We start from the raw sequence: 11,833 nt of genomic DNA, 5'->3' as shown, positions 1-11,833 counted from the left end.
CCTATCGGGGGAAAAGATGAGGGGCGGGCCGTAGCCCGCCCCTCATGAAGGAATGCGTCCGATTACTCGGGGACCGACACGATGTTGACGACCTTGCGGCCGCCCTTCGTGCCGAACTCGACCGCGCCCGCGGCCAGCGCGAACAGCGTGTCGTCGCCACCGCGGCCGACACCGGCGCCCGGGTGGAAGTGGGTGCCGCGCTGACGGACGATGATCTCGCCGGCGAGGACCTGCTGGCCGCCGAAACGCTTCACGCCGAGGCGCTGTGCGTTGGAGTCACGACCGTTACGGGTGGAGCTTGCGCCCTTTTTGTGTGCCATCTCTCGTGTCCTCTCGGCTTCTTACTTGATGCCGGTGATCTTGACGCGCGTGAGGTCCTGGCGGTGGCCCTGGCGCTTCTTGTAGCCGGTCTTGTTCTTGAACTTCTGGATGACGATCTTCGGGCCGCGCTCCTCGCCGAGGACCTCGGCGGTGACCGTGACCTTGGCGAGCTTGTCGGCGTCGGTCGTCACGGCGTCGCCGTCGACGAACAGGACGGCGGGGAGCTCGATCTTGTCGCCGACCTTCGCCGCCTGACGGTCGAGGACGACGATGGTGCCGACCTGGACCTTCTCCTGACGGCCACCGGCGCGCACAACTGCGTAAACCACTTCACACCTTGTTTCTTCTGTGGAGCGCTCGGCTCCGATTGTCTGATGAGACTGGAAGTCGTGGTGCGGAAGCCAGGCTCTGCGTCGCAACTGCCTGCGACACGTGACGCACCAAGGAACCAGGATACCCGATCGCCGCAGCGAGGGCAAAAGCACGGCTCGGCGCGCCGCGGCCGATCCCCGCCGCTCCGGCCGGTCATATGATCGGCGGATGGCCATCCTCGTCGACTCCGCGATGTGGCCGGCGCACGGTCGCCTGTGGGCCCACATGGTCTCGGACAGCGATCTCGACGAGCTCCACGCTTTCGCGGCGGCCCACGGCATCCCGCCCCGTGCCTTCGACCGCGACCACTACGACGTGCCCGAGGACGCGCTCGAGCGGCTCGTGGCGGGCGGCGCACAGCGGGTCAGCGCGCATGAGCTGGTGCGGCGACTCATCACCTCGGGGCTGCGTGTCACCGCCCGCGAACGCCGGGGACGGTGACGCGCGCCGTCAGTCCTCGGTCGGGGTCTGAACGGGTGTGCCGGTCAGCGCCGCCGTCGTGACACGACGACGCGCGCGTCCCTGACCGGGCGCCTTCGGTTCGGGCAGCGCCTCCAGCACCGAGTCGAGCAGGCGATCGGCGTCGGTCTTGGGAGCCTCCGCCTTCTTACGGCGCGGGCGCTTGGCGCGCTCGGGCCGCTCGGCGACGGGCTCCTCCACGGCGGCGGCAGCGGGCTCCTCGTGCGGCTGAATGGTGGATGCCGCGATCTGCGCGAGCGCCGACTTCACGCCCTCCGTGATGACGTGCGTGTGGCCGGGAGCTGCGGCGGCGTTTCCGCCGCCCTGGCTCTGCGAGGCTCCGCCGTTCTGACGCGGTCGACGGCTGTTGCCGTTCCCGTTCCCGTTGCCGCCGTTCGAGGACCCGCGGTGCTTGACCACGGGGTCGTGGTGCACGATGACGCCGCGGCCGGCGCAGACCTCGCACGGCTCGCTGAAGGTCTCGAGAAGCCCCAGACCGATCTTCTTGCGGGTCATCTGCACGAGACCGAGCGAGGTCACCTCGGCGACCTGGTGCTTCGTCCGGTCACGGCTCAAGCACTCGACGAGCCTGCGCAGGACGAGATCGCGGTTGGACTCGAGCACCATGTCGATGAAGTCGACGACGATGATCCCGCCGATGTCGCGCAGCCGCAGCTGGCGGACGATCTCCTCCGCGGCCTCGAGGTTGTTCTTGGTGACCGTCTCCTCGAGGTTGCCGCCCGTGCCGACGAACTTGCCGGTGTTGACGTCGACGACCGTCATCGCCTCGGTGCGGTCGATGACGAGCGACCCGCCCGACGGCAGCCACACCTTGCGGTCCAGGGCCTTCTCGATCTGCTCCGTCACGCGGAAGACGTCGAATGGGTCCTGCTCGCCCTCGTACTTCTCGATGCGCTCGAGGAGGTCGGGCGCGACACCTGTCAGGTAGGACGTGATGGTCTGGTAGGCCTCATCGCCCTGGATGAGCATCTTCCGGAAGTCCTCGTTGAAGACGTCGCGGACGATCTTGACGAGGAGGTCGGGCTCGGAGTGCAGGAGCGCGGGCGCCTGGCCCGTCTGAGCCTGCGTGCTGATGTGCTCCCACTGCGAGGTGAGTCGCTGCACGTCGCGGGTGAGCTGCTCCTCGGTCGCGCCCTCCGCCGCGGTGCGGACGATGACGCCCGAGGACTCCGGGAGGACCTCCTTGAGGATCTTCTTCAGCCGCGCGCGCTCGGTGTCGGGAAGCTTGCGGGAGATGCCGTTCATCGCTCCGCCGGGAACGTAGACGAGGTACCGACCGGGCAGCGAGATCTGGCTCGTCAGTCGCGCACCCTTGTGGCCGACGGGGTCCTTCGTGACCTGCACGAGAACACGGTCGCCCGACTTGAGGGCGAGCTCGATCCGGCGGGGCTGATTGCCGGTCTCGACGGCATCCCAGTCCACCTCACCGGAGTAGAGCACGGCGTTGCGTCCGCGGCCGATGTCGACGAAGGCGGCCTCCATGCTGGGAAGGACGTTCTGCACGCGGCCGAGGTAGACGTTCCCGATCAGCGACGCGTCCTGGTTTCGGGCGACATAGTGCTCGACGAGGACGTTGTCCTCGAGCACACCGATCTGGATGCGGCCGCCGCGCGAACGGACGATCATGTCGCGGTCGACCGACTCGCGACGCGCGAGGAACTCGGCCTCGGTCACCACGGCGCGACGACGGCCCGCCTCGCGGCCGTCGCGACGACGCTGCTTCTTGGCCTCCAGCCGCGTGGAGCCCTTGATGCGCTGCGGCTCGGTGATGACCTCGACGACTCGGCGGCGCGGCGCGGGCTCGTCGTTCTGGTCGGCGCTGTTACCGCCCCCACCGCGCCGACGGTTGCGGCGACGTGATCCGCCGGATGCCTCACTGCCGGCGTCATCGCGGTCGTCACGGTCATCGCGCGGCAACGGCGGGAGGGCGGCGACCTCAGGCGCGTAGAAGTGGAGCGCCGTCGAGACGGCGGAGACGAACTGCTCCGGCAGCAGGCCGAGGCTCACCGCGGTCGGAACCGCCGGCGCCGCGGGCTCCTCAGGCTGCGCCTCGGGCGTCGCCGTGTCGGCGTCCGCCCCGAGCTCCTCAGGCTGCGCATCGGGCGTCGCCGTGTCGGCGTCCGCCGCGGGCTCCTCAGGCTGTGTCTCCGGCGTCACCGTCGCGGCGTCCTGGGCCGGCGCGTCCTGTCCCTGCTCGGGAGCGGACTCCCCCGCGGTCGGCGCACCGGACTCGGCGGCCTGTTCGAGCTGCGCGTCGGTGGCGCCGGGCGTCAGCTCTCCCTCGGTCGCGTCGGATGCTGTCGTGTCGTTCGTCTCATCTGCCATCTCTGGCTTACTCCCAGCCGACGGCCCCGCGTGCCGTCCGGCGAAAATCGGGCGGCTCCGCTCCGGTCCCGGAGGTGTGCCGCGAACTCATCTGGTCTGCAGCCGATCCCCGCACACTCGGCGGGGTGATGCTGCGCGGGCGTCGATCGCCCGAAGTCTTCTGGTGACATCCTGGCGGCGCGGCCGCGGGGACGTCGACCCCCATTATCCCACTTCCCGGCCCGGAGCCGTGACCGACGCCCTCGGATATGCACGGCCGGTGCCTCAGAGTGCTGATCAGAGGCGGTGCGATAATCGCCGGCATGGCCGCCCCGACCCGCAACTCCCGCCCCACCGTCTTCGCCCTGTGGCTGATCTTCGCGGGTGTCGTGGGGTGGTTCGCCGCCTTCGAGCTCACGACGGAACGCTTCAAGATCCTCGCGAACCCCGGGACGGCGGCATCCTGCGACATCAGCCTTCTGGTGCAGTGCGGAAAGAACCTGGAGTCCGCGCAGGGGTCGGTGTTCGGGTTCCCCAACCCGATCCTCGGCCTCACCGGGTGGGTGGCGCCGATCGTCGTCGGTGCGGCCCTGCTGGCGGGGGCGCGATTCGCCCGCTGGTTCTGGCTGCTGTTCGGCGTCGGCGTGACGGCGGCGTTCGCCTTCGTCCTCTGGCTCATCTCGCAGAGCATCTTCGTGCTGGCGACCCTCTGCCCCTGGTGCATGGTCACCTGGTCGGTGACGATCCCGACGTTCTTCGCCGTGATGGTGCACCTCGTGCGCGTCGGCGCACTCCCGGCATCCGCTGCGGCCCGCAGGCGTGCCGACGCGCTCATGGCGTGGACGCCGCTCATGGCGATCGTCGCCTTCGCGGTCATCGGGGTGATCGCGCAGGTGCAGTTGGACTGGATCTCGGAGTTCACCCGCTGAGACGACGATGCGCCCGCCCCGGACGGGGACGGGCGCACTCGCGTCGGGCTCAGTCGAACCAGATGGCGAGCTCGCGGTCCGCGGATTCGACGCTGTCGCTGCCGTGAACCAGGTTCTGCTGGACGGCGAGGCCCCAGTCCCGGCCGAAGTCGCCGCGGATGGTGCCCGGAGCCGCGGTGGTGGGGTCGGTGGTGCCCGCCAGAGAACGGAAGCCCTCGATGACGCGGTTGCCGGCGAGGCGGATCGCGACCGACGGGCCGGACATCATGAACTCGAGCAGCGGCTCGTAGAACGGCTTGCCGGCGTGCTCGGCGTAGTGCTGCTCGAGACGCTCGCGGTCGGGCTCCACGAGGCGGATGTCGACGAGGGCGTACCCCTTCGCCTCGATGCGGGCCAGGATCGCGCCGGTGAGGCCACGGGCGACCCCGTCGGGCTTCACGAGGACGAGCGTCTGTTCGGTGGCCATGTCAGTCTCCGTTCTTCTCCGCCTCGGCGGCGAGTGAGGCGTTGCGCGCGTCGAGCGCGCCGCCCTTGATGGTGCCATAGACGTACAACGCACCGAAAACGGCCGCCGCGATGAGGAGCGCTGGCACGAGGAACGCCCCGAGTGCGATGACGACCTGCAGGGCACCACCGGCGACGACGGCCCAGCGATAGCGGGTGACGCCGGCCAGGGCGATCATGAGGATGCCGAGGACGACACCGCCGACGATGCCCCACCACGGTTCGATCCCCTGGGGCAGTGCCCGCAGCCCGTAGACCGCGAGGCCGGCCAGGAACGCGACGATCGACTCGAAGCCGAGGATGACCGACAGGAGCGATTCCCGGGCGCCGCGCTGCCGTCGCACGCGTGGCCTGCTCACGACTCGTACCCCGACTTCCAGTCCTCGGCCTCGGCGAGGACGACGGCCTCTCCGGCGAGCACGACGCTGCCGGCGATCACGACGGCGCGACGATCGGATGCCGCAGCCCACGCGCGCGCCGCCTCGGCGGCCTCGGCGAGGTCGCGGTGCACCGTCACGGGTGTCCCGCTCTGCTCGACGAGGTCGGCGACGGCATCCGGCTCCTCCGCGCGGTCCGACTCGGGCGCCGTCGCGAACACATGCGCGACGGCGGGGGCGAGGGTGCCGACGATGCCGGCGACGTCCTTGTCGGCGAAAGCGCCGAGGACGAGACCCCACTCATCGAAGTCGAACGACTCCCCGAGGGCGGCGACCAGTGACCGGGCGCCGTGCGGGTTGTGGGCGCTGTCGACGAGCACCGTGGGGGCGACCCCCACGAGCTGGAGTCGACCGGGCGACGTCGCGGCGCCGAGGCCGTCGGCGAGCACGTCCGGCGCGATGGGCTGCGTGCCGCCGCCGATCAGCGACTCGACCGCCGCGATCGCCAGGGCGGCGTTGCGTCCCTGGTGCGCGCCGTACAGCGGCAGGTAGAGCTCGTCGTAGGTGGCGGCGAGACCGCGGACCGTCAGGAGCTGGCCGCCGACCGCGAGCTTCTGATCGAGAAGCCCGAACTGGTCGCCGTCGACGGCGAGGCTCGCACCCTGGGCGCGCGCGGCGGCGGTGAGGACGGAGAGCGCAGCCGGCTGCTGGGCGGCCGAGACGACGGTCGCGCTGGGCTTGATGATCCCCGCCTTCACGGTTGCGATCTCCGCGATCGTCTCGCCGAGCTTGTCGGCGTGGTCGATGTCGATCGGTGCGAACACAGCGACGTCGCCGTCGGCGGTGTTCGTCGAGTCCCACGCCCCACCCATGCCGACCTCGATCACCGCGACGTCGACCGGCGCATCGGCGAACGAGACGAACGCGAGCACCGTGAGCAGCTCGAAGAACGTGAGCGGCGGCTCGCCCTTGCCCGCGAGCTCATCGTCGACGAACGCGACGATGGGCGCGACGTCATCCCAGGCGTCGGCGACGGCGGCATCGGCGATGGGCTCCCCGTCGATCATGATGCGCTCGGTGAACCGTTCCAGGTGCGGGCTGGTGAACAGGCCGGTGCGCAGGCCGTGGGCTCGCACGATCGACTCAGCGATACGACTCGTCGAGGTCTTGCCGTTCGTCCCCGTCACATGGATGACGCGATAGGTGCGCTGCGGGTCGCCCAGCAGCTCGAGGGCACGACGGGTGCGCTCGACGCGAGGCTCGACCCACCGTTCGCCCTGCCGTTGCAGGAGAGCCGCGTACACGGCATCCGCTCGTGTGCGGTCGCTCATGAGGTCGCTCCGATCCGTCGCACGCCGATCGTGAAGGCGCCGGCGTTCGCGTACGTGCCGGCCGGGACGGATGCCGTGTGCTCGGGCGCCGAGCGCAGGGCCTCGCCGCGCAGGGTGCTCCCGTCGGCGGTGGCGACGAGGTCGGCGACCGACAGGGTCTCCCCCGCGACGTCGGCGACCGCGAACGCGGACGCGACGGCCTCGGCGTCGGCGGTGTCGTCGAACGTGAGCTGCAGCGCGATGCGGTCGCTCACCTCGAACCCCGCGGCCTTGCGGGCGTCCTGCACGGCGCGGATGACGTCGCGCGCGAGGCCCTCGGCCTCGAGCTCGGGCGTCGTCGTGGTGTCGAGCAGCACGAACCCGCCGCGCGGGAGGAGCGCGATCGCGGTGCCCTCCGCGACGCCGCCCGCCTCGAGCGTGAGGTCGTACTCTCCCGGTTCGAGGGCGATGCCGTCGACGACGACCACGCCGTCGGTCTCGGTCCACAGGCCCGCCTTGGCGCCCTTGATGACGTGCTGCACCTGCTTGCCCAGGCGCGGCCCCGCGGCGCGCGCGTTGACGGCGAGCCGCTGGCTGATGCCGTACTGCTCCGCGAGTCCGTCGGTGAGCTCGACGACCTGGACGCCCTTGACGTTGAGCTCGTCGCGGACGATGTCCTCGAACTGCGCGAGCGCGTCGGCACCTGCGACGGCGACCGTCAGCGATGCGAGCGGCAGGCGCACGCGCTTGCCCTCCTTCTTGCGCAGCGCGTTGGCGACCGACGAGACCTCGCGGACGGTGTCCATGGCCTCGCGGATGTCGGATGCCGGGGCGAACCGCTCGGCGTCGGGCCAGTCCTCCAGATGCACGCTGCGCCCGCCCGTCAGGCCCTGCCACACGCGTTCGGAGACGAGCGGGATGAGCGGCGCCGCAACGCGCGTGAGCGTCTCGAGCACCGTGTAGAGCGTGTCGAACGCCTCGGTCGTGGCCGGGTCGGCGGCATCCACCCCCACCCAGAACCGGTCGCGCGAGCGCCGGATGTACCAGTTCGTGAGCGCCTCGGCGAATTCGCGCAGCTTGGCGGCGGCCATCGTCGAATCCAGCGCTTCGAGGTCGGCGGCCACGTCGCGGACGAGGTCGCCGGTCAGAGCGAGGATGTGACGGTCGAGGACGTTCGTGGAGTCGGTGCGCCAGACCGCCTCATACCCTTCGCCGTCCGGTCCGCCGGCGGCGTTCGCATACGTCGAGAAGAAGTACCAGGCGTTCCACAGCGGCAGCAGGAACTCGCGGACGCCGGAGCGGATGCCCTCCTCGGTGACGACGAGGTTGCCGCCGCGGAGGACGGACGAGCTCATGAGGAACCAGCGCATCGCGTCGGAGCCGTCACGGTCGAAGACCTCGCTGACGTCGGGGTAGTTCCGGAGCGACTTCGACATCTTCTGCCCGTCGCTGCCCAGGACGATGCCGTGGCAGGCGACCCCCGAGAACGCGGGACGGTCGAACAGGGCACCGGAGAGCACGTGCATGACGTAGAACCAGCCGCGCGTCTGTCCGATGTACTCCACGATGAAGTCCGCGGGAGCGTGCTCGTCGAACCACTCGCGGTTCTCGAACGGGTAGTGCACCTGCGCGTACGGCATCGAGCCGGAGTCGAACCAGACATCGAAGACGTCCTCGATGCGGCGCATCGTGGATTTCCCGGTCGGGTCGTCCGGGTTCGGACGGGTCAGGTCGTCGATGAACGGGCGGTGCAGGTCGACCTCGCCCGCCTCGTTGACCGGCAGCCGGCCGAAGTCACGCTCGAGGTCGGCGAGCGAGCCGTAGACGTCGACGCGCGGGTACTCGGGGTCGTCGCTCTTCCACACCGGGATCGGCGATCCCCAGAACCGGTTGCGGCTGATCGACCAGTCGCGCGCGCCCTCGAGCCACTTGCCGAACTGACCGTGCTTGACGTTCTCGGGCGCCCAGGTGATCTGCTCGTTGAGTTCGACGAGGCGGTCCTTGATCGAGGTGACCCGCACGAACCAGCTCGAGACGGCCTTGTAGATGAGGGGGTTCCGGCAGCGCCAGCAGTGCGGGTACGAGTGCTCGTACGACGCCTCGCGGAGCAGGCGCCCCTCGGCGTTGAGCAGGCGGATGAGGGGACGGTTGGCGTCCATCCACAGCTCGCCGGCGACATCGGTCACCTGCGGCAGGAAGCGGCCGCCGTCGTCGAGGCTCATGATGAGCGGGATGCCGGCGGCCCCCGTCACCCGCTGGTCGTCCTCACCGTAGGCCGGGGCCTGGTGGACGATGCCGGTGCCGTCGGTCGTGGTGACGTAGTCGTCGACGAGGATGCGCCAGGCGTTCTGCGTGCCCCAGGTCTCCTCGTCGGCGTAATAGTCGAAGAGCCGGTCGTAGGCGACGTCGGCGAGTTCGGCGCCGCGGACCGTCTGGTCGACCGCGTCCCGGGCCTCCTCCGCCGAGGCGTAGCCGAGGTCCTTCGCGTAGTTCCCCAGCAGGTCGGCAGCCAGGAGATAGCGGTGCGACTGCCCTTCGATCGCGTCCTCGTGGACGTCCGCTGCGCCGGCGGGACCGCCGGGCACGACGACGTACTCGATGTCGGGGCCGACAGCGAGCGCGAGGTTGGTGGGCAGGGTCCACGGCGTCGTCGTCCACGCCAGGGCGCGGACGGCGGTGAGGCCGAGCGCCTCGGCCTTCGCCCCGACGAGCGGGAAGGTCACCGTGACGGACGGGTCCTGCCGCATCTTGTAGACGTCGTCGTCCATGCGCAGCTCGTGGTTGGACAGCGGCGTCTCGTCGCGCCAGCAATAGGGCAGGACACGGTGGCCCTCGTAGGCGAGGTTCTTGTCGTAGAGCTCCTTGAAGGCCCACAGCACCGACTCCATGTAGCCGGTGTCGAGCGTCTTGTAGCCGCGCTCGAAGTCGACCCATCGGGCCTGGCGGGTGACGTAGTCCTCCCACTCCCGGGTGTACTCGAGGACGGAGGAGCGTGCCTTCGCGTTGAAGGCGGCGATCCCCATCTCCTCGATCTCGCTCTTCTCCGTGATCCCGAGCTGCTTCATCGCCTCGAGCTCAGCCGGAAGGCCGTGCGTGTCCCAGCCGAAGACGCGGTCGACCTTCTTGCCGCGCATCGTCTGGAAGCGCGGGAAGAGGTCCTTGGCGTAGCCGGTGAGGAGGTGCCCGTAGTGCGGCAGGCCGTTGGCGAACGGCGGGCCGTCGTAGAAGACCCATTCGTCCGCGCCGTCGCGCTGGGCGATCGACGCGCGGAATGTGTCGTCCTGCTCCCAGAAGGCGAGGACGTCGCGTTCGAGATCGGGGAAGCGCGGACTCGGGACGACGGCCGCGGGCGCGTCGGCGGCCGGGCCGAAGGCGGAAGGTCGGGGGTAGGTCATGTCACTCCTGCAGGTCTGCTCCTGCGAGGACGATCCGGAGACCGCGGTACCACCCCGCTTGGCGCTGCCCGGATCCGGGTGCACCCACTCACCTGCGGCGATGACGGGCCTGCCCCGCTCGGTTCTACTGGGCGGCGGACCGCTGTTCTTCCGAGAGCTCCCCGGTGATGGCCGGATCGGTGCTGATGACTCGATCATACCGTCGGCATAGCCTGGCGTCATGGCCCGCACCCGCATCCGTCCCGAGCCTCCCCGCATCCCGGATCCCGATCTTCCCACCGAGTTCTCCCCCGCCGCGCTCCGCCGGTCGGGTGAGGCTTTCGAGGCGCGTATCGATCTCGAGCCGGGAACGACGGATGCCGCGCACGCCCGCATCAGCGAGAGTGTCGTCGCCCCGGCATCCGTCGAGTCGGTGGATCTGACCGGCGCGATCATCGCCGACGTGGTGTTCGAGGGCGTGTCCGCCGCTGAGCTGATCGCCCGCGACGGCACCTGGCGGACCGTCGTCATCCGCGGAGGCCGCATCGGGACGCTCGACCTGTCGCGTGCCCGCTGCGACGGCATCCTGCTGGACGCAGTCAGGGTCGACTACCTGACGGCCGGCGGCGCGACCCTGCGCGACGTCGACATCAGCGGATGCCGCATCGGCACCCTCGACGTCCCGGGCGCCCGTGTCGAACGCCTGCGGATGGCGGATACCGCCATCGACGAGATGGACCTGCGCGAGTGGCAGGCGAGCGACGTCGATCTGCGGGGCGCTGAGGTCCTCTCGTTCACGGATGTCCGGATGCTGCGCGGCGCCACCCTCACCGAGACGCAGGTGACCTCGCACGCGCGGGCGTTCGCGGCATCCCTCGGCGTCGACGTCCGGGGCTGACGATGCAGGTGCGCACCGAACGCCTCATTCTCCGGCCGATGACGCCCGACGACCTTCCCGCGCTCCGACGGATCCTGGCCGATCCGGTGGCGATGGAGGCGTACGAAGGAGCCTTCACCGAGGCCGAGACGCGGCAGTGGCTCGAGCGCAACCTCCGCCGTTATGAGGAAGACGGTTTCGGTCTGTGGGCGGTGGATCTCGCCGACGACCCGGGCGTCCTCATCGGCCAGTGCGGCATCACTCGTCAGCGCATCGAGGACGACGAGGTCCTCGAGGTCGGCTACCTCTTCCGCCGATCGCACTGGCATCGCGGCTACGCGACCGAGGCGGCGAGTGCGAGCCGCGACTGGGCCTTCCGCGAACGGGATGCCGCGTCGGTGTGGGCCAAGATCCGGGACACCAACATCGCCTCGATGAACGTCGCGATCCGCCTGGGGATGACGGTGCGACGGCGGTTCACCGTCCGCTACCGAGGTGTCGACATGCCGCACCTCGGATTCGCCGTCGACCGCTGAGGCGTCAGCCCGCCCAGCCCTCGGCGCGGAGGGCGACCGTCGCCGCCCCCTGCAGGAGGCGGGAGATCGGGCAGCGGTCATGTGCCGCGGTCAGGAGGTCCTCCGTCTCGGCGATCGTGCGTCCCTCGGCCGAGACGAACGCGGTCACGTGGAACTCGTAGCCGCCCCGGCTGGGTGAGTCCTGCAGTTCGACCTCCACGCGGACCCGTGTGCGGTGCGACTTCTTCACGATGGCCTGCAGAGTCGCGTCCAGGCACGTCGCCCACGCGAGGGCGAGGAGCTGCTCGGGGTTGCTGCGGGAGAGATCGGCATCCGGACTCAACGGATTCGTGACGGGAACAGTCATGCCGCCCACCACGCGGCTGACACCTGTCCCGCCGTCGTCGTTGATCGCCTCGGTCCGGTACCTGGTGGTCATGTCAGAACTATAATTGGACTTCATCCAACAA

Annotated in this window: 12 protein-coding genes; 4 read left to right on the top strand and 8 right to left on the bottom strand. The window is 70.0% G+C overall.

All coding sequences use genetic code 11. From position 1 onward, the window contains the following. Positions 1-62: 62 nt before the first annotated feature. Both rpmA and rplU read right to left on the bottom strand, forming a co-directional pair. The gene (gene rpmA, locus M3190_RS08885; RefSeq protein WP_251580611.1) at positions 63-320 is read right to left on the bottom strand and encodes a 50S ribosomal protein L27; all 258 of its coding nucleotides are present in this window, start codon (positions 318-320) and stop codon (positions 63-65) included. A gap of 21 nt (positions 321-341) precedes the next feature. Beyond that, a complete protein-coding gene (gene rplU, locus M3190_RS08880) occupies positions 342-650 on the bottom strand; it encodes a 50S ribosomal protein L21 (protein ID WP_251580610.1) in 309 nt (102 codons plus the stop codon). 211 nt (positions 651-861) lie between these two features. Between rplU and M3190_RS08875 the strand changes: the two genes are divergently transcribed. Then, complete coding sequence (locus tag M3190_RS08875) at positions 862-1,134, top strand: DUF4031 domain-containing protein (RefSeq protein WP_251580609.1); 273 nt, start codon at positions 862-864, stop codon at positions 1,132-1,134. A 9-nt stretch (positions 1,135-1,143) separates the two neighbouring features. On the opposite strand, the gene M3190_RS08870 is transcribed toward M3190_RS08875, so the two are convergent. Further along, the gene (locus M3190_RS08870; protein ID WP_251580608.1) at positions 1,144-3,498 is read right to left on the bottom strand and encodes an Rne/Rng family ribonuclease; all 2,355 of its coding nucleotides are present in this window, start codon (positions 3,496-3,498) and stop codon (positions 1,144-1,146) included. A 302-nt stretch (positions 3,499-3,800) separates the two neighbouring features. On the opposite strand from M3190_RS08870, the gene M3190_RS08865 reads away from it, so the two are divergent. After that, a complete protein-coding gene (locus M3190_RS08865) occupies positions 3,801-4,406 on the top strand; it encodes a vitamin K epoxide reductase family protein (protein WP_251580607.1) in 606 nt (201 codons plus the stop codon). A 49-nt stretch (positions 4,407-4,455) separates the two neighbouring features. Here M3190_RS08865 and ndk read toward each other — a convergent pair whose 3' ends face one another. The 4 genes from ndk to ileS are packed head-to-tail and all read right to left on the bottom strand — an operon-like array spanning position 4,456 to position 9,992. After that, entirely contained in the window at positions 4,456-4,872 is a 417-nt protein-coding gene (ndk, locus tag M3190_RS08860; RefSeq protein WP_251580606.1) for a nucleoside-diphosphate kinase, read from the bottom strand. A gap of 1 nt (position 4,873) precedes the next feature. Further along, on the bottom strand, positions 4,874-5,254 hold the full coding sequence (locus M3190_RS08855; RefSeq protein WP_251580605.1) for a DUF4233 domain-containing protein: 381 nt from the start codon (positions 5,252-5,254) through the stop codon (positions 4,874-4,876). An 11-nt stretch (positions 5,255-5,265) separates the two neighbouring features. Next, positions 5,266-6,618, bottom strand: a complete 1,353-nt coding sequence (locus tag M3190_RS08850) for a bifunctional folylpolyglutamate synthase/dihydrofolate synthase (RefSeq protein WP_251580604.1) — start codon at positions 6,616-6,618, stop codon at positions 5,266-5,268. Continuing rightward, complete coding sequence (gene ileS, locus M3190_RS08845; RefSeq protein ID WP_251580603.1) at positions 6,615-9,992, bottom strand: isoleucine--tRNA ligase; 3,378 nt, start codon at positions 9,990-9,992, stop codon at positions 6,615-6,617. The genes M3190_RS08850 and ileS overlap by 4 nt, the downstream gene beginning before the upstream one ends. 220 nt (positions 9,993-10,212) lie before the next feature. Here ileS and M3190_RS08840 point away from each other — a divergent pair, with 220 nt between their 5' ends. Both M3190_RS08840 and M3190_RS08835 read left to right on the top strand, forming a co-directional pair. Next, positions 10,213-10,869 (top strand): hypothetical protein, encoded by a 657-nt coding sequence (locus M3190_RS08840; RefSeq protein ID WP_251580602.1) that lies wholly within the window; start codon positions 10,213-10,215, stop codon positions 10,867-10,869. Between the two features lie 2 nt (positions 10,870-10,871). Then, a complete protein-coding gene (locus tag M3190_RS08835) occupies positions 10,872-11,384 on the top strand; it encodes a GNAT family N-acetyltransferase (RefSeq protein ID WP_251580601.1) in 513 nt (170 codons plus the stop codon). A 4-nt stretch (positions 11,385-11,388) separates the two neighbouring features. On the opposite strand, the gene M3190_RS08830 is transcribed toward M3190_RS08835, so the two are convergent. Beyond that, complete coding sequence (locus M3190_RS08830) at positions 11,389-11,802, bottom strand: OsmC family protein (protein ID WP_251580600.1); 414 nt, start codon at positions 11,800-11,802, stop codon at positions 11,389-11,391. Positions 11,803-11,833 lie beyond the last annotated feature (31 nt).

Origin of the sequence: Microbacterium oleivorans, assembly GCF_023715745.1 — a bacterium.
Classification (GTDB): domain Bacteria; phylum Actinomycetota; class Actinomycetes; order Actinomycetales; family Microbacteriaceae; genus Microbacterium; species Microbacterium oleivorans_D.
The sequence above is the reverse complement of the archived record's forward strand: the minus strand, read 5'-3'. Positions and strand labels throughout refer to the sequence as shown.